32 protein-coding genes and 1 tRNA gene are annotated in these 26,164 nt (G+C 52.9%); 12 read left to right on the forward strand and 21 right to left on the reverse strand.

Features of this window, described 5'->3' with window-relative positions; genetic code table 11:
* Nucleotides 1–159: 159 nt before the first annotated feature.
* From LJF34_RS24430 to LJF34_RS24450, 5 genes are all read right to left on the reverse strand, one after another.
* On the reverse strand, nucleotides 160–639 hold the full coding sequence (locus tag LJF34_RS24430) for a nucleic acid-binding protein (RefSeq protein WP_231188571.1): 480 nt from the start codon (nucleotides 637–639) through the stop codon (nucleotides 160–162).
* Nucleotides 636–887, reverse strand: a complete 252-nt coding sequence (locus LJF34_RS24435; RefSeq protein ID WP_231188573.1) for a hypothetical protein — start codon at nucleotides 885–887, stop codon at nucleotides 636–638. The genes LJF34_RS24430 and LJF34_RS24435 overlap by 4 nt, the downstream gene beginning before the upstream one ends.
* A gap of 290 nt (nucleotides 888–1,177) precedes the next feature.
* Nucleotides 1,178–2,047 carry a hypothetical protein gene (locus tag LJF34_RS24440; protein ID WP_231188574.1) on the reverse strand — a complete coding sequence of 290 codons (870 nt, stop codon included), beginning with the start codon at nucleotides 2,045–2,047 and terminating at the stop codon, nucleotides 1,178–1,180.
* Complete coding sequence (locus LJF34_RS24445; RefSeq protein ID WP_231188575.1) at nucleotides 2,040–2,432, reverse strand: hypothetical protein; 393 nt, start codon at nucleotides 2,430–2,432, stop codon at nucleotides 2,040–2,042. The genes LJF34_RS24440 and LJF34_RS24445 overlap by 8 nt, the downstream gene beginning before the upstream one ends.
* The gene (locus tag LJF34_RS24450; RefSeq protein WP_231188576.1) at nucleotides 2,429–2,761 is read right to left on the reverse strand and encodes a hypothetical protein; all 333 of its coding nucleotides are present in this window, start codon (nucleotides 2,759–2,761) and stop codon (nucleotides 2,429–2,431) included. Before LJF34_RS24450 ends, LJF34_RS24445 begins: the two co-directional genes overlap by 4 nt.
* Before the next feature lie 721 nt (nucleotides 2,762–3,482).
* On the opposite strand from LJF34_RS24450, the gene LJF34_RS24455 reads away from it, so the two are divergent.
* Nucleotides 3,483–3,830 carry a phage repressor protein gene (locus LJF34_RS24455; RefSeq protein WP_231188577.1) on the forward strand — a complete coding sequence of 116 codons (348 nt, stop codon included), beginning with the start codon at nucleotides 3,483–3,485 and terminating at the stop codon, nucleotides 3,828–3,830.
* A gap of 87 nt (nucleotides 3,831–3,917) precedes the next feature.
* Here LJF34_RS24455 and LJF34_RS24460 read toward each other — a convergent pair whose 3' ends face one another.
* Both LJF34_RS24460 and LJF34_RS24465 read right to left on the reverse strand, forming a co-directional pair.
* Nucleotides 3,918–4,121: a hypothetical protein gene (locus LJF34_RS24460; RefSeq protein WP_231188578.1), complete on the reverse strand. Its 204-nt coding sequence runs from the start codon at nucleotides 4,119–4,121 to the stop codon at nucleotides 3,918–3,920.
* Between the two features lie 21 nt (nucleotides 4,122–4,142).
* A complete protein-coding gene (locus tag LJF34_RS24465) occupies nucleotides 4,143–4,406 on the reverse strand; it encodes a hypothetical protein (RefSeq protein WP_231188580.1) in 264 nt (87 codons plus the stop codon).
* 173 nt (nucleotides 4,407–4,579) lie between these two features.
* Between LJF34_RS24465 and LJF34_RS24470 the strand changes: the two genes are divergently transcribed.
* The 5 genes from LJF34_RS24470 to LJF34_RS24490 all read left to right on the forward strand — a co-directional run bounded on the left by LJF34_RS24470 (nucleotide 4,580) and on the right by LJF34_RS24490 (nucleotide 7,350).
* Nucleotides 4,580–4,978, forward strand: coding sequence for an SWIM zinc finger family protein (locus LJF34_RS24470; protein ID WP_231188582.1), 399 nt, complete (start codon nucleotides 4,580–4,582; stop codon nucleotides 4,976–4,978).
* 22 nt (nucleotides 4,979–5,000) lie between these two features.
* Nucleotides 5,001–5,567, forward strand: coding sequence for a SprT-like domain-containing protein (locus LJF34_RS24475; RefSeq protein ID WP_231188584.1), 567 nt, complete (start codon nucleotides 5,001–5,003; stop codon nucleotides 5,565–5,567).
* Nucleotides 5,564–5,749: a hypothetical protein gene (locus LJF34_RS24480; RefSeq protein ID WP_231188586.1), complete on the forward strand. Its 186-nt coding sequence runs from the start codon at nucleotides 5,564–5,566 to the stop codon at nucleotides 5,747–5,749. Before LJF34_RS24475 ends, LJF34_RS24480 begins: the two co-directional genes overlap by 4 nt.
* Before the next feature lie 455 nt (nucleotides 5,750–6,204).
* The gene (locus tag LJF34_RS24485; RefSeq protein ID WP_231188587.1) at nucleotides 6,205–6,864 is read left to right on the forward strand and encodes a helix-turn-helix domain-containing protein; all 660 of its coding nucleotides are present in this window, start codon (nucleotides 6,205–6,207) and stop codon (nucleotides 6,862–6,864) included.
* A gap of 93 nt (nucleotides 6,865–6,957) precedes the next feature.
* Nucleotides 6,958–7,350 (forward strand): hypothetical protein, encoded by a 393-nt coding sequence (locus LJF34_RS24490; RefSeq protein WP_231188589.1) that lies wholly within the window; start codon nucleotides 6,958–6,960, stop codon nucleotides 7,348–7,350.
* A gap of 199 nt (nucleotides 7,351–7,549) precedes the next feature.
* Here the strand turns inward: LJF34_RS24490 and LJF34_RS24495 are convergent, their stop codons facing one another.
* Both LJF34_RS24495 and LJF34_RS24500 read right to left on the reverse strand, forming a co-directional pair.
* On the reverse strand, nucleotides 7,550–8,038 hold the full coding sequence (locus LJF34_RS24495) for a HalOD1 output domain-containing protein (protein ID WP_231188591.1): 489 nt from the start codon (nucleotides 8,036–8,038) through the stop codon (nucleotides 7,550–7,552).
* Complete coding sequence (locus LJF34_RS24500; RefSeq protein ID WP_231188594.1) at nucleotides 7,998–8,477, reverse strand: hypothetical protein; 480 nt, start codon at nucleotides 8,475–8,477, stop codon at nucleotides 7,998–8,000. Before LJF34_RS24500 ends, LJF34_RS24495 begins: the two co-directional genes overlap by 41 nt.
* Nucleotides 8,478–8,973: 496 nt before the next feature.
* Between LJF34_RS24500 and LJF34_RS24505 the strand changes: the two genes are divergently transcribed.
* Complete coding sequence (locus LJF34_RS24505) at nucleotides 8,974–9,900, forward strand: PrsW family intramembrane metalloprotease (protein ID WP_231188595.1); 927 nt, start codon at nucleotides 8,974–8,976, stop codon at nucleotides 9,898–9,900.
* 269 nt (nucleotides 9,901–10,169) lie between these two features.
* Here LJF34_RS24505 and LJF34_RS24510 read toward each other — a convergent pair whose 3' ends face one another.
* Nucleotides 10,170–11,396 carry a S8 family peptidase gene (locus tag LJF34_RS24510; RefSeq protein ID WP_231188596.1) on the reverse strand — a complete coding sequence of 409 codons (1,227 nt, stop codon included), beginning with the start codon at nucleotides 11,394–11,396 and terminating at the stop codon, nucleotides 10,170–10,172.
* Nucleotides 11,397–12,023: 627 nt separating this feature from the next.
* Here LJF34_RS24510 and LJF34_RS24515 point away from each other — a divergent pair.
* Together LJF34_RS24515 and LJF34_RS24520 are read left to right on the forward strand one after the other, a co-directional pair.
* Nucleotides 12,024–12,455 (forward strand): HalOD1 output domain-containing protein, encoded by a 432-nt coding sequence (locus LJF34_RS24515; RefSeq protein ID WP_231188597.1) that lies wholly within the window; start codon nucleotides 12,024–12,026, stop codon nucleotides 12,453–12,455.
* 620 nt (nucleotides 12,456–13,075) lie between these two features.
* Nucleotides 13,076–13,453 carry a hypothetical protein gene (locus LJF34_RS24520; RefSeq protein ID WP_231188599.1) on the forward strand — a complete coding sequence of 126 codons (378 nt, stop codon included), beginning with the start codon at nucleotides 13,076–13,078 and terminating at the stop codon, nucleotides 13,451–13,453.
* 220 nt (nucleotides 13,454–13,673) lie between these two features.
* Here the strand turns inward: LJF34_RS24520 and LJF34_RS24525 are convergent, their stop codons facing one another.
* Together LJF34_RS24525 and LJF34_RS24530 are read right to left on the reverse strand one after the other, a co-directional pair.
* A complete protein-coding gene (locus LJF34_RS24525; RefSeq protein WP_231188601.1) occupies nucleotides 13,674–14,363 on the reverse strand; it encodes an SOS response-associated peptidase in 690 nt (229 codons plus the stop codon).
* 672 nt (nucleotides 14,364–15,035) lie between these two features.
* On the reverse strand, nucleotides 15,036–15,524 hold the full coding sequence (locus LJF34_RS24530) for a thermonuclease family protein (RefSeq protein ID WP_231188602.1): 489 nt from the start codon (nucleotides 15,522–15,524) through the stop codon (nucleotides 15,036–15,038).
* 13 nt (nucleotides 15,525–15,537) lie between these two features.
* Between LJF34_RS24530 and LJF34_RS24535 the strand changes: the two genes are divergently transcribed.
* The gene (locus tag LJF34_RS24535; protein ID WP_231188604.1) at nucleotides 15,538–15,783 is read left to right on the forward strand and encodes a hypothetical protein; all 246 of its coding nucleotides are present in this window, start codon (nucleotides 15,538–15,540) and stop codon (nucleotides 15,781–15,783) included.
* A gap of 219 nt (nucleotides 15,784–16,002) precedes the next feature.
* Here the strand turns inward: LJF34_RS24535 and LJF34_RS24540 are convergent, their stop codons facing one another.
* The 9 genes from LJF34_RS24540 to LJF34_RS24580 form a co-directional block, all read right to left on the reverse strand.
* On the reverse strand, nucleotides 16,003–16,173 hold the full coding sequence (locus tag LJF34_RS24540; RefSeq protein WP_231188606.1) for a hypothetical protein: 171 nt from the start codon (nucleotides 16,171–16,173) through the stop codon (nucleotides 16,003–16,005).
* Between the two features lie 2,958 nt (nucleotides 16,174–19,131).
* Nucleotides 19,132–19,341 (reverse strand): hypothetical protein, encoded by a 210-nt coding sequence (locus tag LJF34_RS24545; RefSeq protein WP_231188609.1) that lies wholly within the window; start codon nucleotides 19,339–19,341, stop codon nucleotides 19,132–19,134.
* Nucleotides 19,342–19,544: 203 nt separating this feature from the next.
* On the reverse strand, nucleotides 19,545–19,682 hold the full coding sequence (locus LJF34_RS24550) for a hypothetical protein (RefSeq protein ID WP_231188610.1): 138 nt from the start codon (nucleotides 19,680–19,682) through the stop codon (nucleotides 19,545–19,547).
* 220 nt (nucleotides 19,683–19,902) lie between these two features.
* Nucleotides 19,903–20,454 (reverse strand): hypothetical protein, encoded by a 552-nt coding sequence (locus LJF34_RS24555; protein ID WP_231188611.1) that lies wholly within the window; start codon nucleotides 20,452–20,454, stop codon nucleotides 19,903–19,905.
* Between the two features lie 112 nt (nucleotides 20,455–20,566).
* Nucleotides 20,567–21,178, reverse strand: a complete 612-nt coding sequence (locus LJF34_RS24560; RefSeq protein WP_231188612.1) for a helix-turn-helix domain-containing protein — start codon at nucleotides 21,176–21,178, stop codon at nucleotides 20,567–20,569.
* Nucleotides 21,179–21,517: 339 nt separating this feature from the next.
* Nucleotides 21,518–22,393, reverse strand: a complete 876-nt coding sequence (locus LJF34_RS24565; protein WP_231188613.1) for a hypothetical protein — start codon at nucleotides 22,391–22,393, stop codon at nucleotides 21,518–21,520.
* A 177-nt stretch (nucleotides 22,394–22,570) separates the two neighbouring features.
* Nucleotides 22,571–22,644, reverse strand: a tRNA-Thr gene (locus LJF34_RS24570).
* Between the two features lie 1,370 nt (nucleotides 22,645–24,014).
* Nucleotides 24,015–24,464 carry a PIN domain-containing protein gene (locus LJF34_RS24575; RefSeq protein WP_231188614.1) on the reverse strand — a complete coding sequence of 150 codons (450 nt, stop codon included), beginning with the start codon at nucleotides 24,462–24,464 and terminating at the stop codon, nucleotides 24,015–24,017.
* A complete protein-coding gene (locus LJF34_RS24580; protein WP_231188615.1) occupies nucleotides 24,457–24,810 on the reverse strand; it encodes an HTH domain-containing protein in 354 nt (117 codons plus the stop codon). The genes LJF34_RS24575 and LJF34_RS24580 overlap by 8 nt, the downstream gene beginning before the upstream one ends.
* A gap of 178 nt (nucleotides 24,811–24,988) precedes the next feature.
* Between LJF34_RS24580 and LJF34_RS24585 the strand changes: the two genes are divergently transcribed.
* Both LJF34_RS24585 and LJF34_RS24590 read left to right on the forward strand, forming a co-directional pair.
* On the forward strand, nucleotides 24,989–25,378 hold the full coding sequence (locus tag LJF34_RS24585) for an SWIM zinc finger family protein (protein WP_231188616.1): 390 nt from the start codon (nucleotides 24,989–24,991) through the stop codon (nucleotides 25,376–25,378).
* Between the two features lie 138 nt (nucleotides 25,379–25,516).
* Nucleotides 25,517–26,101 carry an alpha/beta fold hydrolase gene (locus LJF34_RS24590; protein ID WP_231188619.1) on the forward strand — a complete coding sequence of 195 codons (585 nt, stop codon included), beginning with the start codon at nucleotides 25,517–25,519 and terminating at the stop codon, nucleotides 26,099–26,101.
* The last annotated feature ends 63 nt before the right edge of the window (nucleotides 26,102–26,164 follow it).

A 26,164-nucleotide genomic window follows, 5' to 3' on the forward strand; every position in this document is an offset into this window, starting at 1 on the left:
GTCGTTCGTCTTGGCAACGTTCTTCGCGTGCTCAAGCACATCGAGATACTTGTCTTCGACCTGCTGACTCTCGGCACGTTTCTCGCGGAAGGTGACTAACTCGGTATTCTGTTCCGAGCGCTGGACCGTCTTGAAGAGCTGATGACCCGCATTCGCGGTTTAGTCGGAATTCGACTGTAACAGTTTGATCCCACGTTCGACGATCGCGTCGGTGATGAAGAGACTTGTTTCCGCTTGAAGGGCCCGCATGAGCAATGCTGCATCATCTTTTGATACTATATCTCGATGATACGCAAGTGCAACCACGCCAATCGAACCGTGGACTTCGATATTCTGGTTTTGAGCGAACTCTCGTGCTGCCAGGTCGTCGGTGAGAAAGACGGCGTTGTCTCGTTCAAGAGCTACTGCCAGTGCCGCTCGTTCGCCTGCATCCAGTTCAGCACCGCTATCGAGTGGTTTTGAAACAGCAATCCGTTCCCACTCATGGTTTGAGAACTCCGGCGGGACTCCTCCTTCTTCGAGTTCTGCATACACTGTTTCAGGAATCAGTAGCTCGTCGATTGCTGTCAGCAAGTCGAGTGCATCGATTTCTGCAAGGTGGATCAGTGGGCCAGTATCCGCGACCGCAACGATCGTCACGCGTTGAGGCCCCAGTCAACATCCTCTTCAACGGCTGCTGCTTCGCGATCGGCTCGCTGAACATTTTCGAGTCCAACCAGCTCGATTGCCTCTTCACGAGATCGCTCACCGTCGATATATTTCCCGAGGACGACGTTCTCCCAGAGGTCCGCGATTCCGAGTTCAAGGGCTTGCTCAAAAACCTCCGACTCAGGGACACCTCGTGCGTCGGCGATTTCACGGACACGTTCGGAGATTTCAGCTGCCATAGTACAGAGTATGGGTCCCGCCACTTAAGTATCATCGTCGGTCGTGATTCGACGGGCACAATCCCGGTTGATTCGATCACGTATTTCCGACCACAGACACGGTGGCCGGTACAACTTCTCCCCCTCCCGCTGGCTTTGAGCCGATAGATGCCGATACAACTACCGTACTTACGAGTAGCCGTACGGCGTCTGTCCCGAACTGTGTCAATTCGGGACGTCCACAACCGCGTTTGTGTGGGTTTTCGTGTTAGATTCGTGTCCCTCTCGGGCGTGTTTTCGTCCCGACCACGCTACTCTCCGGCAACCCCGTCTGTGGTCGGACTCTCGTCCGTAGTTTTGCTGTTCACTTCACCGGGAAGCTCGACATCGGCTTTCAGAACAAGGCGCGTCTCTTGGTAGCTCAATCCGTCCTTCGATCGTTGACGCTTGATTTTCCCGAGCCGTCCATTCGAGAGTTCGTGCATCGCGTCTATCGTCCGCCGAGCAAGTTCTTGCGAGTATTTCTTGCTCACACCAGACTCTTTCAGACGAATCCAATCAGCCAGCTCTGATGCGTCTAAGTAGGCACGAATCTCACCACTGCCCTTCGACCAGAGTGAGTAGCGACCAGCATCATCACGTTCACGCCACACCTTCCCCGCAAGCTCGTCGGGTTTTCGATTCGTGACGGACGCAAGCATCTCGTCGTCATAGCGGGCAAGTCGCTGAATCGGGAGGAGATCCGCCGTCGAATGGGCGACGGCACCACCGCGACCGAGCGCGTCTTCCTCACCGGGCAGTCGGAAGTAAGTGTTGCCGTCATCTTTCGTGATGCGTTCGAGTTTGTTGCCATCGACAGTGATCCGCTCTTTGTCGACGTTGTCGGCGAGTAGGTGGGCACCTTTCTCGAATTCGCGGGCTTGCAACTCATCGATGCGTTCGCCAGAGGACTGCGTTTTGCGGGCAAGTGCCTTTCTGTGGGCTTTCGCTTTTGCTGCCTTATCTTCTCTGGCATCAACTCGCTCTTCGAGTTCATCGATTCGCTCCTCTCTCTCGGCGATTTCTGCTTCGAGATCGTCAACACGGTCGGTAAGCGACTGGATGTGTTTGGCGAGGTCGCTGACCGAGACGTCGTTGTCATTGAGAACACTGGACGCTCCGGACGTAGTGGTGTCACTCATTGGCGGGCACCTCCACTGTGGCCGCAGTGTTCTCTGCTGGCGTCGAGAGACGCGGCAGGTGGGCAATGGTGGTGAGCGAACCGATACAACGGGTAGTCGTGTCGCTAGCGGTGTGGGTGTACTCGAAAACAGTCATGGAGGAATTGGGCTGACTGGTGCAGTGGAAGGTGGGGTACTGCAGTTCGTCCTGTGCCGTCGTGGTGATCGGTGGAGCCGTCAGAACGAGATGCGGGCCAGAGTGTGTCGGTAGGTTCGTTGTGTTGACCGTGCAAATCGTCCGTAGTGACTTCGTGGTCGTGATGCGAACGCAATCACCGGGCGAGAGATGCTGGACGAGTAAGTCGGCATCGTGAGGATTCAACAGCGTTGGAGCGGACTCACTCACGCCTGTTCACCTCCCGTTGGGTTGACGATGCACTCGACAGTCGCATGCGTTCGCAACCAGGCGTAGTTGCCGGAGGGAGTGTGTCCGTACTGATCGAGCTTGGCCTCGGTGTTCTCGTACTCGTCGTAGTAGCAGTACTGCAGCCGATACAGATCGTTCGACGGCGTAGTGACGTACAGGACGTGTTCACCGGGTTCAGGGCCGCGACAGGAGAGTGTGGGTTTGGAATGCTCACACTGATAGACGATGCCCATGAGCGTGCGTCTCTTGGTGTGGATCTGAATCGTATCCGTACACTCTAACGCGAGGACCGTCTGCTGGTCGGTCATTGCTCGGCCTCCTGCTTCTGACCGAAGCGTTGACAGCGTTGATTCGTACCTCGCTTCGCTGCTATTCGTTCTAAGAAAGAACTCTGATCAGTGCCTTGCGGATCACCACTCACACTGCAGCGAGGCGACCGCCGTCGCAGTGAGTGGTACTCTCCGTCTTGGCGAGTGGCACTAGCGTTTCTCATTTTCACAGCTCCGAACGTGTTGGGGCCAGGCACTCGTCCGAACGGGTGCGCCGCACCGAGGGCATGGTCGCGTTGGTTCGACGCCGTTCTGTTGGGTACGGCAGCTTTCACACAGCCGATCGACTTCCGACTGTGCGTGTTCTACTGCAACCCGCGTGAACGACCCATGACAGCCGCACAACGGTTTGGCATCACTGCGTGCCAAATGGCATACTGGGATGGATGCGCTGCCAGATTGTGCGAGGAGGACAGTGTGCGTTCCATCCGGCAAATTGAGTGCGCCAACTCCGGGAGATGGTTGCTTCCACTGGCGTGTGAGGCGAGTTTGAGTCGTTTCAACTCGGTTATGGGGAAAATTCCTTGACGGTGTAGCTGAATGGTTCATATGCGGTTTGTAGCGGCTTAACGCGGGCGTGTGGTGCAAACACACGTCCGTTCGTACTTTTGGACGCAGAGCGCCCGCGCTAAGCTCTAGCTCACACTTGTGAATTCGCCCCACTTAGTTTTAACTGTCATAGGGGAGATTTACAACTGCTATGAGGGTCTTATCGAACCCGTACCGAACCGGTTTTTGGTTATCCCGTTTTGATACGCTCTACATGATCCCGCGGATTTCGTGGTTTTCGAGCATTGATTACCAGATTTGGGCGCTCTTCAGAGACCACGACCTCATTATGTCTCGCAAAGTCCTTGCTGCCAATCTTGACTATGATGCAGATTACACCGGTAAACGACTGAGAAAGCTTCGTGATGCTGGCTTCCTTGAACAACGCGAAGATAGTCTATATCAACTGTCTGACCTTGGACGTGAACTGTTAGCGGACAACCTCTCAAAAGAGGAAATTGAAGCGCTCAACCCGGATAGCGACGACACTGACGACTGATTTTCTGGCGGTAATTGAACGGAAAGCGGGATGATGTACCTCTGACTTGGCGGTGGTTCCCGCAAAAGTGAGAGACTTGTTGTTGTCCTACACTCGCGACGAACGCGCGAGTAAATCTCGCACATCGCCGCGGATACCGAGCCCCGCGAGGACAATGAGCGTGATCTCAACCGCGGCAGCAACCGTCTTGCCAGCGATCGCGGCAAGCCAGCCGTGGCCGAACAGGGCGAACGCGTCAAGCAAGATCAGCAACAGTTCGTTGCTGTCTCGGATGTGAGTGATGACGTTCATGGCATGATCGGTAAAACCGTCTCAGTGCTCATCATGAACCTCCTCTGGTGAGTCATCGGGAAGCCACCAGATGACAACTCGTGGTGTGAGCTTGGCCCGTTCGACCTTCCCCTCCTCGTGGAGCCGAGTGAGACGATTATGGACACCTGGCCGTTCGACATCAAGTGCATTTGCGATTGATGCGGCTGTCTGGGCAGGCACTGGCTCTTGCTGAATGACTGCTAGAACATCCTTGTCGGTTATTTTCTCCTCGAATTGTCCCTGTTCATTCCGGTCGCGTTCCATACTCTCAGTTGACTCTCTGGACTAATAAAACCTCTTACCATGTAGTAAACCGGTGGTTTTATGACCCTTTACCACATAGTAAGAGGAGAGAAGGTCGCTCCCTCGGGGGAAATCAGAATTCCCCGCGCTGTACCAGCAGCGCGGGAGTGGGCTTCTCAAACCAGAGTAAACCCATGAGTACGAAATCGCCAACGGAACTTGAATCTGACGAGAAGGCACAGAAACGCGCGCAGTGGGAACAGTTCGGCTTCTGCGTCGAAGCTCCCGGACAGGTCGAAGTGACCAACGAGAGTCACGACAACCCCACAGACCACCAATACGTCGTGACGCTGGACGACGTGACGGGTGACGCAATGGCGTGTACCTGCCCGCATCACGTCCACCGGAGCGCGTTCTGCAAGCACATGACTGCCGTCGAGAATGCGACTGATGACGGGACGCTCACGGCGTTCCCATCGGACGACGAGACAGACGAAGACGACACTGAATCAGCAGAGTGCGACTGTGACGGCCTGAATGGCTTCCCGTGTTGGCCGTGCGTTCGTACGGGTCGCAAAGAACTGCCGAACTAACCTCGTCTCACTCTTTTCATTTATGTCACGCCAAACAACGCTGTCCGATGGTGCCCAGCGAACGCTGACGGAGTGTGCGAATGCGGCCGAACGCGCAGACACACTGACGACAGAGCGCGGCCTGCTCGACCGCGCGCAACAGCACGCGGCGGACGTCGCGGCCGCACATTTTCCCAATCTACCGATTGAGGCGGTTGCGTGGGAAATCTCGACCCAACGACAGCGGTCGGCAGGAGCGACGAAATACGACCCTGCGAACGGTGAGATAACGATCACGCTTTCGTGGGACGCATTCGAGCAACACGGCTGGGAGCAATTCAGTTCGACCGTGCGTCATGAACTGATTCACGCATGGCAGTATCACGAGTTCGGCAAAGCGGACCACGGGCGAACGTTCGCCCGCTGGACGGATGCACTCGACACCTCACAGTACTGCGAGCGGTTCACATCGCCGAATTGGTGGGTGATTTGCGAGAAGTGCAGCGGGAAGATCGCCCGCTATCGACGCTCGAAGGCAGTCAAACAGCCAGAGGATTATAGCTGTGGCGACTGCGGTGGGTCGCTGCGCGTCGAGGAGGTCACCGAATGACGCAGAAGTACCGCTGTCCCCACTGTTTGGGAGTTGTTGGGACGATGACGGTGGCGGGTCCGTCGCGGGTCCATGTGAGTCCGTGCGGCCATCGTCTCGCTGTACCGGATGCGGTGCTTGAGATGGGCGATTTGCACCCACCCCGCCCTGATGTGTGGGTGACCGACTTCCTCGCTGATTGACCTCTGCGAACGCTTTCGGCCCTCCCCATTCACTTATCGTTCGCTTTTCGGCGGTACAGGTACTAACAGGGGTTAGTATATCATACTAACTTCAGCGTATTCACTTCAGGTCTGGCTGGCAGTTGTTTACGGTGCGATCTAGCGATATGGCTGCATATGCTCCCTGAGACGGCCCTATTCAATACGTCTTTATTGTCTGTGATGGGTGATTTCGGCGCGTTTCTAAATGCGTAATTGATTTGATAACCGAAATAGAACGTACGACGGCAGCGGGGTCGATTTCTCTATTTACTCGATTTTACGCGGTTGACTTCCTGTGGGCAGTATAAGCGGCAGTGGGTTAGTTAGGGGCCACCAACAATTGGAATGGATCATCCAATGATGCTCCCCCAAACAACAGCATAGACTCTCTCTCCCACCAAATGCCTAAGATGCTATACAGAGTAGCCAGATATATGGCGGTCATTGTTGAGCTGTCGCTTCCTCCGGAGAACTTCCCGTTAGGGACAATGCTCACCGCCGAAACAGACGTCCACATCGAGTTTGAACGTATCGTCCCTGTCGGTGCAGACGTGGTTCCCATCTTTTGGGCGTGGAACGGCGATTTAGAGGCCTTCGAACAGCGCGTTCGAGACGACACCAACGTCCGGCAATTCGTTGCAATCGACGAAGTTGGTGATCGCCGATTGTACCTTCTCAATTGGGATATCCCAGCTGGTGCCTTCCTCGAAGGACTCACCACCGCAGAGGGAATTATTCGAAATGCACACGGGTATGGCGACGAAGACTGGGAGTTCGAATTGTTATTCCCCTCCCAGGACCAGCTCACGCGATTCCATAACGTGAGTCGAGACAATGAGGTCGAGTATACACTCGGCAAGATGCAGTCGTTGAGTGATGCCGGAGCATCTGAACTCGCAAACATCGTCACCGATAAGCAACGGGAAGCAATCGTGCTTGCATTCCAACGTGGCTATTTCATGACGCCTCGGCAGGTGACGCTCTCGGAATTGGCGAGTGAACTCGATATCACCCAGCAGTCGTTGTCCAATCGGATTCGAAACGGCATCGAAGCTATCGTGGAGTCTGTGCTGTTCGGTGCATCCGAACACTGACCTTCAGACTCGTGTTGATGCACCGAGCTTTTTAAATCACTTTGTTAGAACAGACCAAGAGCTTATAGAACACACTCCAGTTATCTCTACAAAATGGTTTCTTCGCCGGACGATGATGACCAGCGATGTTCACTCGATGAGCTATTGAAGCTCGTAGCTGATACGCAACGTCGACAGATTCTCCGGTATCTCATTGCGAATGCTGAGCAGCCTGTCCCACTCGAAGCACTGGTGGAGCATCTCAGTACAGACACATCTGGCGACACAACATCTGATACAACGCAGGCTACTGATCAAGATCGGATAGTGATCCAACTCCACCATCTTCAGCTTCCAAAACTGGCAGACTACGGCGTAATTGAGTACAATTCCTCGCTCCAACTTATCTCGTACACTGAACACCCACGTGTTGAGGCACTGCTACAAGCAGAACAGAGAGCTGGTGATGAAAGCGAAGATCCCAATGGGGATAATTACGATTCGTAACTCTTTCTCATTGTGTTCTGTATCGTTGCTCTTGCAATCGGTTCCCTATTTACAGTGGAGTTAGCATCCTATACTAACACTGAATAACTCCATCTTCGACTAACAGACAACCATTCACCCGATTTCTATGGCGTCATATCTAAATCTGACATTCTAGAAGATATACTCCAGAATCTACGAAGTGACCTGGAAATCCTTATTACTCCGAATCTGGCTGGGTTCCACGAGCAGTGGGTTCAGACACAGTAATCCACCCATCGCTGGCAACTTCAACGTGATACTGATTATATCGGAAGGAAACACTGCCCTCGCTATCGCGTGAGTGACCGTTGACTTTCTTGCCAAAGAAGCCGTCTTCAATCGCGGCGATATCCACACACTCGTAGAGTGGTGGATCCTTGATCTCTGTCGGAGCGACATCCTCGGCAGCCGCGATCGCGAAGATGATTTCGGTGGTGAGATCACGGTGGCTCGCTCGCTCGTAGTGAGCCTGCGTCACAAACGCCATCTCGTTATTTTCATCCTGTGCAAGTTCGGTGTCATCATCAGTGTGGTCCTTGCTTGAGGTCATCTGTCGTCTCCTCTGTTGCTTGTGTTTTCGTGTCGTGTCATTTCCGAGGCAGTGATGCTGCGTCGGCTCGGCATTGTTATTGCGTATCGCCATCCCCATCGAATTCGCTTCGGGCATGCGTTTCTTGTCGATTATCAAGACTCGCACCAGCGCCTTCTAATACCGTCAACACCTGCGTTGCGTAATGGTCGGGGGTGATCGTCTCGGTATCAGCATCGAACTCGATCACATCCAAGTCGACGAGTTTCGGAATATGGGTGTGATAGAGCGACGCGTACATCTCTTGGTGCGTGAGCGTTGCGATGTCTGCTTCGGGAGTGTCGGTCTCCCACGCAGCCAGTTTGGTCGCAAGATCGTCAAGCGACCACGCAGTGTCTTCGAGAAGCGTGTAGACGAGGTAGCGTCGTCGTGGATGTGCAATCGCCGCGAACGTCGGTTGTAACTCCAGGACGGATTCGGAGACATTTAGGTCCAAATCATGCTCCACGCCACCGTCCTCGGCGCTTCGATCCGAATCAGTTTCCCATCTGTCGGTGGGTGGATGGTCTCCCGCCATGCTACCCAAGTAAGGGCGAAGAAGGAGCATAAAGATTCGGTTGAGGTGTAACGTCTCGGGTGACAGACGAAATGCACGAGACAGACTTTATTTCACCATTTTTCTAGACTGTACAGTGGACACCCCCGACAGCTGTCCTTCACTCGAGACCAGGTGTGTCCACACCCGCTTAGTGCAACATGAGGCAGTGAGCCCGGACTTACTACTCAGTCTGTGCGTGTATTCTGTTCTGCGCATCAACACTGGTGTCTCTGGATTAAGTTGTCATTTGATTCACCTCCTACTCCCACGTTTTGAGTCCCTGTATCTTGGAGTACTGTCCTCGTCACTCGTCTACGCGAGAATTGAGTCCATAATTAAGCCGCCGTTTTACTCATATCCTTATCCGAGTATTAAATTTCTTTTCTTCGAGTATTAGTATCTGCACCCGTCAAAGCAGTAATTGACTCAATAATTAACTATGGTGTTCTCGTGGCTGTGCATGGTGTCTGAACGCATGGAGGAAAACACGGGGGATGGGGACCAGTACGACGTGACAACCTGGGAAGACCGAACGAGATTCGATCACCTCGCTGTCTGGGTCTCCCGGATCATTGTCCAGCGGTGGGTCGCCCTCGCGGCTCTGATCGGCGTGCTCTTTGTCGCTCACCCGCTTGCAATCATGGGGACAGACCTGGTCCAATATCCGTGGCTCATCGGTCTGTGGCTGCTCACGCTTCTCATTGGACTGCTCATCATCCGGTACATCCGAGGGGCCGATCCGATGCCCACCTCGTTTCAAGTACTGGTCGTGACGTTCCTCCTCGGCGGGGCATTTGCGGGTTTCGCCTTACCCATTGAGAGTGGTCTACAACCCGCCTTCACGGTAATTCCCGTCATCGGCACGGCCGCGTTTTTGCTCCTGGTCGTTGGGCCGGCCGAAGAACTCGTGAAGTGGCTGGCTGTCCGGCTATACGCCTACGAACGGTCGGACTTCCAGACTGCCCTTGACGGGGCGGCCTATGGGGCCACCGCCGGGCTCGGCTTTGGTGCCTTTGAGAGTGCAAAATACATCACACAGGCGGTTGCACAAGCCTCGACGACCGGCGAACCAGTTCTCATACTGGCTGTTGGCGGGGCGATCGGGCGGCTATTACCTGTGCCGTTGCACGTGCTCCTTACTGCCCTGTCCGGATACTACCTCGGCCTTGCGAAGGCCAATCCGAAGTCGTATGCGCCCATCGTCGTCAAAGGGTTGCTCATCGCTGCACTCCTCCACGGCACCTACGATACCCTCGTGACGTACCTCCCAGGTGTCGTCGGACTCGGCGTCGGAGCAGTCTTCATCGTGGGCATCGGCGTGGTGCTGTATCGGAAGATCTCTCGGTACCGCCAGCGGGTTACTACCGATGAGTCACCGAAGACGACGACGGCGCATTCGTAGGTGGTTCAGTCACCCTCGAGAGTTAATGCAAAAGCGTATCGTCTACACCCGCTCGCGGACAATCGGCTGACGCCATCGTCCGCTCTTTTTTGCGCGTCTCGAGATGAGTCATTGCCACCGCCAGACTGATCCGCTCGCTAACTACGACCACTTCTGCCTGTGCTGATTTGACTGTCGACCACGGTGCTACATCAGCACTCACGCCGAATTGATGAAGAGAAACGATAAAAGCTGATTGCAAGCATTCCCTCTTCTTTGCAGTCCTGCGATTAACAGAGCAGTGTCTTGAGATGCTCGACAGAGGCGCTCGCGTTGACAAGCCCCGCGCCTTCGGCGTTCGGCCCGAGTCCAATGTCATCTGCGAATGTGGTGAGGAGTTCGCGAATTTCGTCGTTAGAGAGATCGTGTGCAGCCAGTAACGCTGCGACACCACTCACGTGTGGGGTCGCCATCGAGGTCCCTTCCATGACTCCATACTGATTGCCAGGAATCGTCGAGAGCACAAGGGTACCTGGTGCAGCCAAGTTCACTTCGGGGCCTGTGTTCGAAAACGGTGCCAGTGAATCGTCCCTCGCGATCGCACTCACTCCGATTACTTCGTCGTGTGCTGCAGGGTAGTCTACTTTCGGTTGGCCGTCATTCCCGGTCGCCGCAACAAGTAGGGGACCGTCCTCGTAGGCATACCGCACCGCCTCGAGTTCCGTCTGCGTTGGCTCTGGTTCACCCACGCTGAGATTGGCGACGTCGTAGCCTTGGCAGGTCGCAAATTCGATCCCAGCAGCGATTGCTGCAGCGGTTCCCGTTCCTTGCTCATCAAGCACCTTCACAGGATGAAGCGTCGCAGATGGACTCACCCCGACGACCCCAATATCGTTATCGAGGGCTGCAATCGTTCCCGACACGTGTGTGCCGTGTCCGTTGTCATCCGCCCACGCTTCACCACCGTCGACCGTGGACTTAACGAAGGCGGTACCATCGCCAACGTTCGCCTGCAAGTCCTCGTGAGTGGTGTCGATACCAGTATCGATAACCGCAACGTGGGCATCCTGACCGGTCTCGCCGAGTTTGTGTGCAGCAAGAGCACCAATTCGTTCGATTCCATTGGGGTTCCATTGCTCGACTTCGAGTTCGTCTAGCAGTTGTTGGTCAGACTCGGATGTGGGGAGATCGAGGCTCCGCTCGGGGTTTTCTTCCACGAAACGGATATCCTCATGCCCACGAAGAGTGTCGAGGTCACTTACTGCGACTTCGACTGTGGTGATATCCAGCACATCGAATTCGTGATGCACGTCTACCGCAATCTGTTTGGCATGTGCTCGTCCTGCCTTGGTTTGATGGCCAACGTTGTACTGCTGTGTTGTCTCCGCGTCGCCTTGTGCTGCAGTCGTTCCGAGGCTTCCAAGACCGGCACCTGTGAGTCCGACTGTGGCTGCTGTTCGGAGATACGTTCGTCGTCCGATACGTTTGTCAAGTCGTGGATCTGATTGATCGTCCATTGGTCTACCAAACCAAACTCACTATTAATGGACAATTTGTTCTATCACTCCTGCAATCAGCTCTTCTACCACACAAGAGCTGGCTATTCCTACGACCACACAGATATAGCAACACTAACCTGGATAGTCTACGCTTATGCAGTATAGCAAAATTATTAATCGAAATAATACACTCATCTACTGGCAGGTCCGAAGTCACATAGGAGAAGGGCGTTTAAGCCCTCGTGAATTCGATGGTATGAGAGGAGTATAACAACAGGGTATGCTATGAAAATCATATTCTCACAGGCTAAAAACCTATTCGAGTACAGAAACGAGGCTGGAAGCACACTGAAATGCAAACTCCGAGTCACTTGTCGGCCAAATCCACAAGGAGTAGTTCAACTTCGAGCCCATCGATAGGGAGAGTCAATCCTAACTGGAGAACGAGACGCTCCATTTCGTGATGCGAATCCATTTTCTGGCGCGCATCTACATCGATGATCTGTTCGAATTTTCCACACCGTTACGGTTCAATAAATGTACCCACGCCGGCTGTGAGATCTAGAGGTCGATTCTCGTTTTAATTATCCCCCGGCACATAGATCTCCCCCAATTACTTATGATTCAGGAAAGTGTACCGCGGTTATGGCCCAGCAGGAATCCTTGGTGGCTGAACAAGTGGTCTACACCGTTGCCGAAGTGCATGATACAGACCCCACTGATTTGCCCCCACTCGAACGCACCATTAGTGCTGATGCACTCAATAATCTGTTCCACGATGGCAATCACCCGCCTGGTGCGTACACCGTGTTTCCGTACTGTGATCTGTGGGTGATGGTTCACAGCAATGGTACGGTCGATATTTTCCAAGAGTATACCGCCACGAGTGCGGCTGAAGACTTCCCTGAGCGGATCAACGAATTGACCGGTGACGAAAAAATGGTCGTTCTCCATGCCGAACACGACCGGCACACATTCTCCGAAGACGAACTCGACTACCTCCATGAGATTATCGATGACGCCGACGATTGTGGCGAAGCGTGGGAAGAGACCATCGGCTATGCCGAACAGCGGTAGGTCAGTCACTTCGAACACACAGATACCAGTACACAATGTAGCGAGAACAATCATCGCGACCGAAACGGAATTTTGAAACTTCGTCAACAAGGGTCATAGACCATCAACAACAACGTAACAGCAACCTACCGTATTTGGTTGCAAAATCTCATCGATAGTGCTCAAGAACGTTCTTGGAGGACAGTCTATGGCAGTTTCGTTTAGTAGTCTTATCAGTGTTGGACGAGTTAGTGATACTTTTTTCTTAGAGTTCAACCTGTGTCCAGGTAATGAAATCTATCCAACTAATAGACCTAACTGAGCGACAACAACATTGGGGTGAGGTGATCTTTCTTGTTAGCTTTACAATCCTCTGGGCAGCTCTTCTTCGAGTAGACCCACTGCTTTCTTTTCCGACGGAAGGAGTAACTCTTGAAACATTCAAACAAGTTGGCATACTTCTCCTGTTGCTCACTACTGCTCTCACCACGATCCTACGCAGTGTACGAGTATCCAGAGAGCAGAACAGTCACTGCCAACGCGGGTAGAACCGCGTAAAAAAGTCTCTTATGCCAAAAGCCGACTTCTACCGCCTTCAATTACAACCGGCAGTAGATGTTTGGTGCTGAGTACCGCGTCGAATGGAGGCACCACCGCCATTTCCAATCGGGTTTCCTGTATCGATTGGTCTGTACCACCGAACCGCCGGTAATCAGCAGTTGGGCTTCCAGTCCACCCATATCTTTTTACTCTTCTCTCTCGAATTGTTAGATACAATGGATTTCAGTGACATACTCGGCTGGGATCTCTGGCAGCAGATCGCAGGGCTGGAAATTCTTTTCCGAAGCCTCGTTGATCATGCACAAGACCATTGGGAGAACTTCGAAGCAGACATCGAGGGGTCTGGACGAGCATTCCAAACCTATGCGTACAATAATAAGGTCGATGCCGTCAGGGAAGTCGATGCGATCCAAGAACAAGCTACCAAAATCAGCGAGTATGAGCAGAAAATTCGCTAATCCTCTCCGTCAGATGTTGTTCCTTTATCTCTCCATTACTATCGTCTGTACTCTTTCGTATATTCGCACGCGTATATTCTTGCTGCAGTAGTCGTATTCCAGCGACCGGAGCCACACTGTTTGGCCTGCTGCTGTATACGCATGAATTTCTGGCGTTTGCTGAACTGACCGTCTGATACGCGAGCGTAGCCGCGGCGGATCAACCTTCTTCCCCACCCATTCACTCTGAGGTAAATTCACTAAGTCCCGATTGTTCATGTTCATCTGGCTCAATAACCAACGGATCGTCGTGACTGGGGTTGTTGACTCGCGTCGAGATCTCATAGGCAGCCAAATCATCACGAGAATATGGCTGGCACAACGCCTCACGTTCGTCTGGTCCGGCCGAAAGCCACTGATCTTCGTCCTCACTCGATAGCACCACGGGCATTCGATTGTGGATTGGCTTCATCACGTCGTTAGGTTCGGTCGTTAGAACCGTCACACATGGAATCGCCTGCTCGGCACTTTCCCAGACTTCCCAGAGGCCAGCCATCGCGAACGCTGGAGAGTCCTCGCGATACACACGATACGGTTGTTTTGGGCCACCATTCTGTTGCTGCCACTCGTAAAATCCGGATGAGAGGACCAAGCACGGCCGTGAGTTCCACGCATTCTGAAAGACGCGTTTCTCACCTGCTGTTTCGGAGCGAGCGTTGATGATCCCTTCTCCGGGTTTATCTGCCCAGAACGGTATCAATCCCCAGTGGTACTGGTCAATCTCGTCAGGTGCTTCATTCGTAATGACCTCTAAGGGTTCACCGGGAGCGATGTTGTATCGCGGTGTGTACCCGCCATCGGTGACAATCTGAGCATCAAAGCGGTCTTCGAGGTCTTGTTGCTGGATGAAGAGCGCGGTTCGCCCACACATAGCTCAGATACGCGCCACAGATGCATCAACGTATGGAGGAAGCGTTCGACTAACGTGATGGTCCGCGATTCTCGGAATGGCTTTTCAGCGTGTCGTAATCGTCTCGCAAGTGCTCTGTACGTACGTTTTCTCGGCCATGAACGAGACCGTTGTCGTTGACTCAGCTTTTCCCGGGCATTTGCCTTGTTGTGGTTGGGGCCACTCGTATGTTTGATGCTCCTCCCCCTTAATGTCCATCTGAATCTTCGCTGGTGTTCCACGAAACGGCGTACTGGTCTGGGCATGATCGTAGGCGATCCGGAAGCGTTCTTTTAGTAGGGTTTTCCCGGAGTCGTCCTGCACGAGAAGATCCAGACGAAGTGGTGAGTACCGAACGTTTATGACTGTCACTTGATGGGCCAACTGATGGCCCAACAGCGTTCGTTTGAAACTGCTGCAGCCAGCAAGACCGGTGACGATTCCACCTGTACCTGTTTGGAGAATTCTCCGGCGTGTTTGTTCCATTCCTCTATCTCATACATATATCCAACATGGCGTAAGCTTTGTCTTGGTAACGGTTCTCTATTCTCGGCTTTGCAAAGCTCATTGATGACCTCTTCTCCACCGTTAGTATCTATTTTCAATGAAACGAACATCCGTTGATGGTGCTGACTATCGCGTCGAATGAGAGAATTAGGCTGTTGTCGTCGTATTCTTCCACAGGCCATAGCCGCCGTGCCTGGCTTCCTGTTGCTTTCGCTCGAATTCCGCTCGCTTACTGAACTCGCCGTCTGCCACTCGCGCATAGCCTGACCGGAGCAACTGGGTGTTATACAGCCATTCCCCCGTATAGACGTACATTTGTGGGTGGCCGTCACTGCTGCTTCCTACCTGTGGGTCTGTGACGAGTGTGACGGTGCTGTACTCCAGTTGGGCTTTAGTAGTTTGGAGCGCTCGCGTGTGGTACAGACCGTTCTTCGGGACGCGTACACCGAGCAGATCAACCGTCTTGTTCTTGCCGTCGCGTTCGATTGTGATTGTTGTCGGATCGACGATTTTCGTTACTCGCGCTTCGAAGCGCTGGCCGCTTTCGGGGGCGTCGATTCGGGCGGTGGTCTGGGTTGGGACGCGCGTCGTGGTCGGTTCGACTGTTGTCCTCGTGGTGGTTGGTGTAGCCGTCATATTGGTCGACTGTGTGGTTGTTGTCGTGGAGGTGGTGCTGCTCGTCATCGGGACTGTCGTTGTTGTTGGTGTTTCTGTGTGCGGCTGTGGTTCGGTGATGGTTGTGGTATCATCACTACTGTCACTGAAGCCAAGCCCGCCGAGACAGCCAGCAAGGGTAACGATCACAACGAGTGTGAGGATAGGGACTGTTCGGAACATATCTGCTGTCGTTACTCTGGTTAGTTCAATATTCGGGATAGAGAATACTGACGGCTGATCGAGGTGTTGCATATGGTCTGCCGTATCTGCTGAACGACCGAGGAACCGAGTGCTACGAGTAACCCAGCTGGGGCAAGTGCTGCCCCGATAGTCATTGAACGGAACGTGTCATAGAAAGATTCTCAGAGCGTTGGTTTCAACTCGTTCTGCTTGAATCAGCCGGTACAAATACTTGCGAGTACAGCGTCAGCTGTTCAAGTTCGCGCATGGCAGTTCACTACAGTAGGCCCCACACTACACCGAGAATGGTACCGAGACCCAAACCAATCGAAATACCAATCCCGATATTATTCAGTGCAAGCCCAAGAACGACTCCTATTAGAGGTCCGAACGCAATCCCTAGAGCCATCTTATTCAAATCTATTTGGTCGTCCTCTTCGTCAGACATGTGCTGTCTTTGGACTTCTGGTGAGATAAATCCAGAGATCTAATGGCATGTGAACGCTCTATATCTAACGTTCACTATGGAGTCCAAAGGGTGACATTCTGCTCTAGCAGCGAACGTCCTTTTTCTGGGAATCAGCTGATTTGGAGCGACTGGAAGCATGCCGAGCCGAACGCTCCGCAGCGGACCGCTCGGCCGAATGCCCGCCACTACTGACACCGGTGGGACAGTCGGCCTGTCTCGGACAGATTGACAGTCGAATTTCTCATCGGAAGACACCACATTTCCGTAGTAATCTGGGTGCCTACAGGGGGCTCACTGTCTCTCGTGGCCGGTCCGCTCTCAGTGACAGTCCTCCAAAACGGAGCTCACTTCTGATAGTCAGTGTGGGATCTGGCGGCGGACAGTCGTTCCTGCTGATACTGGCAATTGTGGAGTGTCCTCACAGACAGTCCCTCGTGCTGTCGCTGCTCGACGCCCACTTGCTTCGGCAGGGTAGACAGTCCCCCAGGGGGACACCGCTGGAGTCCAGGACGTGCTGGTTGCCAAAATTGACAGTCCCCCTGTCGGTGGCCGGCGGATACGGTAGTTTGTCGCTCGTGGACAGTCCCACGTGCTGGTCCTCTCCCGCTGGCGCGGGTCATTTCAATGAAACTGCGGTGTCTCGCAGAAGACGGCACCCCACTGGTGCGCTTAGGGTGGCACCCAGATGATGCGGTCACACCGGTACTCGGACAGTGTGTGCTCGTGCTGGCACCCCAGCCTATCTCTCACCGTGAGTTGCTGTGTGTCGCGCATAGCGGCACCCCCTCTGTTCGGGTGGAGAGGTTGGCACCCCACATTGTTGTTTTGCGGCATTCTTACTGTGTCTCGGCAGGCCAGACTGTCCAGTAGCCTCCTCACGTCTCTTTTCAAGGGTATCCCGGCCATTCTCGTCTGTGCTGGCCGTCACTCGGTTTCAGGGGTGCTGTCGCGGTGCTGGTGCTGTCCTGTTACAGTCTTCCTGCTGTCCGGTCCTACTACTCGGTACTGTTCACGGCGGCTTGCCGCCAGTGCTGTTCGTTTCTGTTGGAAGTCCGCTCTTCTTTGCGGGCTCGCTGGTCGCATTCGTGGACTGTCCCCTGTTCGCTAGTCTGTTCCCTGCTGGGTCCGCCATGGCCTGACTGTCCCACAGTTTCGCTCCCTATATTCCTCGCGTGACCTCAGGTGGACTGTCCCAGTGCTGCCGCTCTGTTTTCCTGTGGTGGATCTGCTTGGTGGACTGTCCTCTGTGTCGGTGTGTTGTGTCTGCCGCTTCTCGTGGGATCTGCTTGGCTCTGTGTCGCCCTCTGGGGTGCCCTTTGTGCGCCAGTGTTGTCTATTTCTGTATTGTGACATATTGGGGGTGCAGTCTCTGGCGCCCACTGGGGTGCCCACTGCTGGTCATGGTCTGTTTTTTCTTCTCTGGATCGGGGGTGGTTGTCCTCCGCGGTGTGTCGCGCACTCTCTTTTCCAGTTTCTGATAGAACTGTGGGGATCCTCCCATGGCGTTATTTTTTAGCGTTTGTTTCCGCTTCATGCACAGCAGTCGGGAGTTGCTAATACACTTGGACCCAACCGTAATATTATAGTCGTCTCAGTTCATTATCGTTGCATGTGAGCAGCTATGGAATCTGACACATCCACCACTACCACGGACCTCACCCCCGACGAAATCTCAGAGACTGACCCCGATAGCGAACACCACGGGAAAGAAGGCACCATCACGGATGTCCTGTAGGACACTCTCGGAGACGAGACTGGGCGCGAACTAGGCCCCTACAGCTATCGCATCGAAACCGATAGCGAGGAAATCGATATCTGGTTCCGGCACCGCGACTTGGTTCCGGTATCACAGTAACCAATTACCGATACTCCACTGTAATGGGCAATCTCCAAAGCAAACCAATGTGGCCACAGTTCAGAGATGCACTCGAAGTCAACGAGGATCGCCTTTGCAGTGCGTGGCTCACGGGAAGTTTTGTGAACCCGACGAAGGAAGTCACACAAGAGAGCGATGTCGATGTTGTCCTCGCATTCGAGAGCTTCGATGCTATGGACGAATTCGACCTAGTTGAAACTCTTTTTCGGTGATCTGTTTCATGAATCTATGTTTTCACCTACCAACTCGAATTCGTCCTTGCCGCTGGTAGTGTCTTTTACATTCTCTTGAACGGAAATCCCGCCCCGAGAGGCCTATGATGGGAGCATGGCAGCGGGATCATGCCCCCTATAGACCGGAATTCGAGATGTTGCGGGTTGGATGATAGTTGGGTAGTTGACCTGAGCTGCGTTCATAGAGACCCTGTCGAGGGAGGCCGTCCCCTGACTTCGCTTCAACAGGAGTGGTGGCCGAGTTTCCTCGGGCCACTGCAACCAATGAACGAACCGGAAAAAGACCTTCTGACCAATCTCTCAAAATCAAACTCCAACCGTGATTCTCGACGGTGCCAATCGACGAAAACCTCAAACTTCGTCTGACGTGATCACTCAAGCTCCGCCGCCATTCTACTCGTCATAGGGGAGGTATCGAAAACCCGTGAGGATTATTGGGTGCACATGAACGCTTCTCACGGGTGTCGGGAAAGAGCTAACCACTTCAACCACACCCATGGAGTGATTGGCCCGACAAACGGTTCTATACCTCCCGCTTGAATCAGTTTTTTGGCTGTATACTTGTGCAATTAAAATAAGATTTATTTGCATATATCATACTTGTTCACTCGGTATCGATGTTCGGTCGCGACATTCTCAACCGTATCCGCGACCCACCGAGCAGTCACCGCCGGAAACTCGGACGCACGAATCACTCGAAGAATATCGTCATCACTCGTTTGCTCCGCAAATCGTCCCTGCTCATCGCTCAGTCTCGTTTTCAGTTAGAGAACATACTGAATCTGTTCTTCTGATCTTACGTCTCCAAATCACTGATTGGTTGCTGACTCACTTCTCGATAATATTCAGATGGTGAATTGCCGTTGGCGATATGAGCCGACCTGCCGGTAGTTCAATCCAGCCGTTTGCTTGGATGCGTATCGGCCCTTCGTGGAGTACTTCGTCTTCGTCAAAATCGCCGTAGATCACCACATCCTTGTATTCTTTCTCGAAAAATTCTTCTGCAAATTCTTTGAACGCATCGTCTGGAGCGATCATATTTTCATTTAATTCATGTGCTGTGAAAAAGATAGCGCCGCTGACAGTCAGTATAGAATGTGGCCGGTTCGAAGACGCCTTGTTAATTGTGTCCGGTCAGTAGTGGTGGGTTCCCAGACTCTCCGATAACTCAAACTCTACGTGTATGATCGCAAGGATGGGTCAACGCCCCTTCTCCGCTGTCTATTTTTCACGACCAATCGCTATTCCGTCCGAATCCAGATCACCCGACGCGCTTCGGGCTTCTTCTTGCTAATCTCATCGCTCTCGTGGAGTCGAGTGAGGACGTTATAGGCCGACCGTCGTGACCATCCAAGTTCGTCTGCGATCTCACTCGTCATATAGGGTTCGAGCGGCTGCATGACCACAAGCATCCACTGGCTTCCACTCCTGAATGAACTCGCCTCTCTCCACGTACTTTCTCGTCGTCATTCAGTAGAGTTCGATCTGACGTCACTCGTTCTACCAGATTCTAAGTTGGCACGAAGTTAGCATCCTATACTAATCCAGAGTCTCGCTATTTCTGACTGCTCTCCTGAGCCCCGTCACAATAAGAGCTACCTACAGTGGGACAATTTCTTTGCGCTTTCCTACCATCACGGGAATATCGGTCGTATATTCTTTCCCAGTAAATACGACTGTCGCGGTCACATGATTCGGTAGCTTTGCTACCAACTTTTTGCGTGTTACCGTTGGACCAGTTGGAGACACAGCCACGTATGGCTGACCGCCGTTATACCCTAGCCCAGATGAAATATCTTCATGCGTTCCAAATCGAAGTGGAATCTCCTGTTGGACTGTTCGGGTTGCAATCGATCCCGCCTGGAGTTCAGACCACCATTCGAACGATCGCGTTGCAAACGCGACGGGGCCGTCAGCATTCCGTGCTATCACAATTCGAACTTCGTCTGTTTCAGGAAGGTATTCAACATTCTTACTCTTGACCCGTTGACGGACAGTCAATGGCTCGCCGGTCGCCCGAATTCCAGGAAGTGGCGACAGAAAAGATCCAATTCGCGCCTTCGTATACTCGTCTGCCTGGGAGCCAACAACCCCTGCACCCATGACAGCACCACCACCAGCGAGGAATTTCCGCCGTGAATATTGACCCATGGCAACCAGTTACTGTATTTACCATTAACTGTCCCGTACACTCAAATCATGATTTTACCGATCCCACTCCCCAACGACCCTCCATACAACAAAATCAGATAGACGAAGAGATCTATTCTGATTGCAGTGCGCTCCATACCAATACGCCAAGTAGGACGGTAAGCCCACCAGCAAAAAAGATGAGTCCTGGTGGCAACCAGAGCCACGGCTCAGGTTCAGCTGGTGCGCTTGTTGGGCTTGCGAGGTTGAGAAGTTCAGCCGAAGAAGACCCAATTCCAAGTAAGTCTTCCTGTGTGAGCCACTCAACTAGCAGACTCCCTCCCAATAAGAGAGCAATCCCTCCGAGGAGATCCGACAGTCGAGAGCGCACTTTCTCCAGACGGCTTTCTGACCCACTCACGATAATAAGCGGGTCGTCGGTCGCCGCATAGATATTCATCTCACTCCCTTTCGTCGAGTATTCTGTATCCGCAACTTCGACTAACTCTGCCTCCCGTAGTTTCGTGAGGTGGTACTGTGCATTCTGGATCGATGTGTCTGCGTGTTCAGCGATTTCCGAGGCCGTCGCGGTTTCGTCCTGTAAGTGGAGGTAGATTCGACGTGCTGTTTCTGATCCGAGCACGTTGAACACGCGTGCACCGAAGTCGCCTGCGAGATCGCATAGGATCCCCTGTTGTGTGGGTTGCGAGCGTGTTCCCGAGAGTTTCTGGAAGAGGTCCGTCATTGTGAATGTCTATCAATCGGATTATTTTAAACGTCCGTACTCTCTTTTCCATGGCGGACCTCGTTGACTGCTGCTTTGACGGTCTGTAATCGCGTCTGTCGATCAGGGGCCGAATTGCTTGCGGAGGTCAGTGTCTGCATGATGAATGTAGGGTTTCTGCTCGCCACTATGGCACGCGTGCGAGCAGGAAGGAGGGGTGGCGGGGAGAGGACGTGTGGATCAGGAGTGATGGCGCCAGACCCACGCGAGACCATTCAGGGTGTCAGAGGCAACCGCGCCACATCTGGTCCTTTGGGGGGTTCGGTATATGCTTTGTGCTACTGTTAAAAAATGAGACAATCAGATGTCCTTTGAGAACGACTGAGTACGGTCAGGCATCACCGTATCAAGTGCTGCTGTGACTGCATCGATATCATCGATATCGTCTCGATCACACCGGAGGTTCTGACGCCACCATCCCCTTCGGTGAATCACCAACGCCTCGTCACCGAGTGAATAGCCTGTGAACGCTGTCCACGGTCGGAACCGATGCAGCATCGGTCGCTCAACAACGAGACCAGCATCTGTAACCCGAAACGTCCGTGGGTTCGCTGCTCCTGCAAGCGGTGCCCAGAGCACCATTAGCAAGTATAGATCTCCCGCCCACTCGACGCCAAACACAACTTGTGCAAGGATACCAGCGACACTCCCAAGAATCGCGATAATCATTGCGCCATACGACATCTGTCGCCATCGTTGTGGCCACCGCCCCTCCCACTCTGTGATTTCAGTTGTCCCTGTAAGCGCAGCAGTGGTGTATCTATTCCGGCTCATCGTGACAAGAGGCAGACCCGTAAACATCCCACCGATCATCGTCACCATTGCAAGTACAACTGCAATACCGGGTGGTGAAATTCCGATTCCTGCTGCTGCAAAAACACCGACGAATGGAACAAACGGCATAACGGCGAGTAGCCAAACCATGTCGTGGCGACCAAGCCAAACTGCGAGTCCAGCTGTGTGAGAAATAAGCCACCCGGCAATGATCCCCAAGAGGGTGATAGAAACAAGAAAACTGACGTACAAGGCGGCACCGTCCGCGCTAACCGTCGAAATCCCGAGGATAGTGACCGGAGTAAGGAGGATGGCAACGTAGAGACCAGCGACGAACGCATACAGCGTATCGGGGCGTTCACCGTTCGATAGACCACCCCGAGATTCAGTACGTGTCGCCATACTCACTAGTTCCTCGCAGTTGTTGAAAATACTACCGGACGAATGAGTCCACGCTGGTCTTTTTGCCTTCTCTAAGAATTTAAGGGTTGAAATGTACTTTCGTTAGTAGCGCATACTAACTTCAAAGAATCCTCTTGAAGTTCCTCTCTTACATGCCCATTCAAACTCTGTAGCGAAAGCCTCGGGAGAGATTTGAACTCTCGACCGACTCCTTACAAAGGAGTTGCTCTGCCAGACTGAGCTACCAAGGCACCTCGATATCACAAAGCTCCCAACAAAGATCTTCTCCTTTTGAGTTGGTAGAGGGGACAATGATAGAACACACCAGTCAGGAGAACGTCGACCTGAAATATTTGCTCTCGATGATCGACTCCCCCCGGCTACCCCAGTGAGAAAGCTTATCAGGGCACTGTCTAGATAAGGAAAACCAAGCGACATCGGCACGATTGTCGATATTTCATTCACCGATTGTAGGCGGCTCATTCTTGACATCGAGATCGGCTGCCTTGTGAGAAGACGGAATTCGGCTGCTTCACCGAAAATCTAATCACGGTGAGACAAAGGAACTCGTTCGCTACTCTCGCTACAGACGCTGAAACGCCACTCTACAACAGAATCGCTTAACTAGACAGTGCCCTTATCAGAAACTATTTAGAAAATCTACATATGCCCTATCTCCCTCCAGCAGCACGAGCTGTTTCTGGTCTCATAGCAGCTGTATTTTTACTTCTCAGTGGCTACATGGCGACCCGCCTCTATCACATCGGATTCATGAATGCTGGGAGAGGACTGGGTGGCCTATTGCTTGGGATTGTCGTTCCTGCAGGGTTTGGAATTCTCTTTTCATACCTCACGCTGACAGGGGGTTCCGAGAAACGGAATGCGTAGCTGAACCGCTTCGCCTGCTCATCCCCGTTTTTCCAACCTGACCAACATTACTGTTCTTGTGGAGAAACATCGTCCTAGAAACCTGAAACACGAAGCTTATACTCTCATACAACGTTACAGACAATATGAATTATTCACAGCGAACTGGTCTAGGAATCTCACTGTTTGGACTACTTTTTATACTCTTCTTTATCAACGATTTAGAGTTGACTGCCCTCTCGATAGTCGGCGTTTTTACGGGATTGATGTTAGCAATCTCTGGAGGATTTATTGCAGTCAAATCAGACACTGGCAAGGCAATCCAATGACAAAACCACCTTCCCGATAACCACTCCTCGATTTTAGAATAGTACCGAAAGTGCGATTGCACCGAGAAATACGATCCCAAGCGCTCCAAAGAGCTGCATGAGTCGTCGATACGGAGTCGGTCGTTCCAACGAATCACCAGTCGTTGCCCCAATGGCCCACACGAGACAGCCGAGACAGATTGCTGTGAATGCTCCGACAGTTGCGATAGCACCACTATTCTGCCAATCGATTCCGCTCGTCCAAATCTCAAAGAGTGACCAAATGGCCCACGCTCCAACAAGCAAGCCAAGCGGAGTTCGCGGTGATCGGTATTCGAAGTTCGTCATTAGTTCGAATGACACGCGATGCGATAGTAATACTTTCTACCAATTTCGCGGGATAATTAGCAGTCACTTCGCCCGGTCACCACTACTGAAGCCACGGCTCACTTTGGGAAGTGGATATCAGCAGGCACACGAGTCAGCCCGAGCGTCGTGAAATCCCGATCAAAGGCAAAGATATGGTCAATCTCATATTCACGTGCAAGCACCGCACTCGTGTGATCGACAAACGAGATCTGCTGGTCGTCATAGCGCTCGAACTCATCACACGCCGCAGCAAACACACCCTCTCCAACGGGAAGAATATTGAAACTCTCCGAGCGCCGAATCGTCTGAAGTACTTCAACCGCCGTCTTGTGGTTGACCTTTCGACTGGTGAGCGTGGCTAACTCCGACAACACATACCGACTCGTGAACAACGGCTGATACGGAATTGCTTCACGGCGAAGCGCATCGAACACGGATTGAGCAGTCTCGTGCCGCCCAGCACGAGTGTTTACCCACGCAAAGAATGCCCCTGTATCGATGAACAAGGGCTGTGGCTGCTCACTCATCGCCACCGTAGAGAATATCGTCGATCTCGTCTTCCTCGACCGGCTCTCCAGCAGCTGGCTTCAGCGACCAAAACGGATCGTCTGCATTGATCCCGCTCGGTTCCGCTGCATCTTCGTCGATCCACCAAATGACTGCCCCCGCACCAACCTTCCGACGTTCGATCAGTCCCTGCTCATGTAGTTGAACGAGTTTTTGTCGGGCTGCTTCCGACGAGCAATCCAGTCGCTCACTCAGTTCCTTCGCCGTCACAACCGGGTCACTAGCTTCACGCATCGCCCGAAGGACGGCGTCGAGGGTGAGTGTCTGGACGTATCGACCAGTATCTCGGTTCCGTTCTCGGCTCATATCTGTCTGTAGTATTTCGACCGTCGTAAGCCTATTGGTGCGAAGCAATAGGACAACCTTTATTACCATTTGGTGCGTATCAATTGGTAAGGAAGAACGGTGCCCTCGGGCGTGTATAGAAACGCGCCGGGTGCTCTAACACCCGGCACCGGTCTTCCGAAACCTACGCTGAAAGACCATGAGTACAAAACAATCCGCAGCCCTTGAAGCTGACGAGACGGCACAGAAACGCGCACAGTGGGAACAGTTTTCTTTCGACGTCGATGCCCCCGGACTCGTTGAAGTCACCAACGAGAGCTACGAGAATCCCGCAGAGCACCAGTACACAGTCTCCATCGACGACGTGACCGAGGAACTGATGGCGTGTACCTGCCCACACCACATCCACCGAGACGCATTCTGCAAACACATGGCCGCCGTCGAAAACGCAACTGACGACGGGACGCTCGACGCCTTCCCGTCAGAGGACGAAGACAATGCCGAACCCGAAGACTGCGACTGTGACGGCCTCGGTGACTTCCCGTGCTGGCCATGCGTGAGGACGGGACGGAAAGAACTGCCGAACTAATCACCGCTTCGACCCTTTTAATTGCTACTTCGGCGTGTAATACAGAGTGATCAGTATCCCAAGCTGGCAATGATTGGCTAACCGTTACAGAAGAGAGCTAGTCCATGTTCGTCGCCCAGCGCATCTAAGACGATTAGGGTGGAACAGATACCCATAGAGAGGAATGCTATGGATCACCAAGTGCTGTTCATTCATGGTGCTGGAGGATACGAAGAAGATGAAAAACTCGCAGTTGATCTCCAGGATGTATTGGGGGCTGCATACGAGGTGCAGTATCCACAGATGCCAAATGAAGATAATCTCGAATACGAGGCATGGAAACAGCAGATCCTAACGGAACTTGCTGCATTAGATGATGCGGTGATTCTTCTCGGACACTCTTTGGGCGGTTCGATTCTGTTAAAATGTCTTTCCGAAGAGAAGATAGACGTGCCTATCGCTGGTCTATTCCTTATCGCATTGCCTTTCTGGGGTACTGAAGGGTGGAAAGTTAGCGAGTACGAACCAGAGAAAAACGTTGCGTCGAAGCTCCCAAGTGAACTACCCCTGTTTTTTTACCACAGCCGAGACGATGAAATAGTTCCGTTTTCCCACCTCGCACTGTACGCGGAAAAGGTTCCGCAGGCAACCATTCACGAGTGTGATACCGGTGGACATCAGTTCAACAACGATTTGTCTGTCGTTGCTCGGGACATCAAACGACTGGAAACGAAGAACCCATAGCGAGATGAACAACTGCCTCTTCCGCTTCAATGTTCAACCTTCGATCTGACCGGAATTCCCATA

Source organism: Haladaptatus sp. DYF46 (genome assembly GCF_021083305.1).
GTDB lineage: Archaea > Halobacteriota > Halobacteria > Halobacteriales > Haladaptataceae > Haladaptatus.

Bases quoted from the DNA above. Each gene is read 5' to 3' on its own strand.
- LJF34_RS24450 (WP_231188576.1), bottom strand. From the start codon at position 2,761: ATGACCGACCAGCAGACGGTCCTCGCGTTAGAGTGTACGGATACGATT.
- LJF34_RS24455 (WP_231188577.1), top strand. From the start codon at position 3,483: ATGAGGGTCTTATCGAACCCGTACCGAACCGGTTTTTGGTTATCCCGT.
- LJF34_RS24550 (WP_231188610.1), bottom strand. From the start codon at position 19,682: ATGACGAGTGAGATCGCAGACGAACTTGGATGGTCACGACGGTCGGCC.
- LJF34_RS24485 (WP_231188587.1), top strand. From the start codon at position 6,205: ATGGCGGTCATTGTTGAGCTGTCGCTTCCTCCGGAGAACTTCCCGTTA.
- LJF34_RS24525 (WP_231188601.1), bottom strand. From the start codon at position 14,363: ATGTGTGGGCGAACCGCGCTCTTCATCCAGCAACAAGACCTCGAAGAC.
- LJF34_RS24440 (WP_231188574.1), bottom strand. From the start codon at position 2,047: ATGAGTGACACCACTACGTCCGGAGCGTCCAGTGTTCTCAATGACAAC.
- LJF34_RS24515 (WP_231188597.1), top strand. From the start codon at position 12,024: ATGGCCCAGCAGGAATCCTTGGTGGCTGAACAAGTGGTCTACACCGTT.
- LJF34_RS24540 (WP_231188606.1), bottom strand. From the start codon at position 16,173: ATGTCTGACGAAGAGGACGACCAAATAGATTTGAATAAGATGGCTCTA.
- LJF34_RS24510 (WP_231188596.1), bottom strand. From the start codon at position 11,396: ATGGACGATCAATCAGATCCACGACTTGACAAACGTATCGGACGACGA.
- LJF34_RS24490 (WP_231188589.1), top strand. From the start codon at position 6,958: ATGGTTTCTTCGCCGGACGATGATGACCAGCGATGTTCACTCGATGAG.
- LJF34_RS24560 (WP_231188612.1), bottom strand. From the start codon at position 21,178: ATGACGGACCTCTTCCAGAAACTCTCGGGAACACGCTCGCAACCCACA.
- LJF34_RS24495 (WP_231188591.1), bottom strand. From the start codon at position 8,038: ATGCCCGAAGCGAATTCGATGGGGATGGCGATACGCAATAACAATGCC.
- LJF34_RS24580 (WP_231188615.1), bottom strand. From the start codon at position 24,810: ATGAGCCGAGAACGGAACCGAGATACTGGTCGATACGTCCAGACACTC.
- LJF34_RS24460 (WP_231188578.1), bottom strand. From the start codon at position 4,121: ATGAACGTCATCACTCACATCCGAGACAGCAACGAACTGTTGCTGATC.
- LJF34_RS24435 (WP_231188573.1), bottom strand. From the start codon at position 887: ATGGCAGCTGAAATCTCCGAACGTGTCCGTGAAATCGCCGACGCACGA.
- LJF34_RS24520 (WP_231188599.1), top strand. From the start codon at position 13,076: ATGGAGGCACCACCGCCATTTCCAATCGGGTTTCCTGTATCGATTGGT.
- LJF34_RS24555 (WP_231188611.1), bottom strand. From the start codon at position 20,454: ATGGGTCAATATTCACGGCGGAAATTCCTCGCTGGTGGTGGTGCTGTC.
- LJF34_RS24465 (WP_231188580.1), bottom strand. From the start codon at position 4,406: ATGGAACGCGACCGGAATGAACAGGGACAATTCGAGGAGAAAATAACC.
- LJF34_RS24585 (WP_231188616.1), top strand. From the start codon at position 24,989: ATGAGTACAAAACAATCCGCAGCCCTTGAAGCTGACGAGACGGCACAG.
- LJF34_RS24475 (WP_231188584.1), top strand. From the start codon at position 5,001: ATGTCACGCCAAACAACGCTGTCCGATGGTGCCCAGCGAACGCTGACG.
- LJF34_RS24530 (WP_231188602.1), bottom strand. From the start codon at position 15,524: ATGACGGCTACACCAACCACCACGAGGACAACAGTCGAACCGACCACG.
- LJF34_RS24575 (WP_231188614.1), bottom strand. From the start codon at position 24,464: ATGAGTGAGCAGCCACAGCCCTTGTTCATCGATACAGGGGCATTCTTT.
- LJF34_RS24500 (WP_231188594.1), bottom strand. From the start codon at position 8,477: ATGGCGGGAGACCATCCACCCACCGACAGATGGGAAACTGATTCGGAT.
- LJF34_RS24545 (WP_231188609.1), bottom strand. From the start codon at position 19,341: ATGATCGCTCCAGACGATGCGTTCAAAGAATTTGCAGAAGAATTTTTC.
- LJF34_RS24470 (WP_231188582.1), top strand. From the start codon at position 4,580: ATGAGTACGAAATCGCCAACGGAACTTGAATCTGACGAGAAGGCACAG.
- LJF34_RS24480 (WP_231188586.1), top strand. From the start codon at position 5,564: ATGACGCAGAAGTACCGCTGTCCCCACTGTTTGGGAGTTGTTGGGACG.
- LJF34_RS24565 (WP_231188613.1), bottom strand. From the start codon at position 22,393: ATGGCGACACGTACTGAATCTCGGGGTGGTCTATCGAACGGTGAACGC.
- LJF34_RS24505 (WP_231188595.1), top strand. From the start codon at position 8,974: ATGGAGGAAAACACGGGGGATGGGGACCAGTACGACGTGACAACCTGG.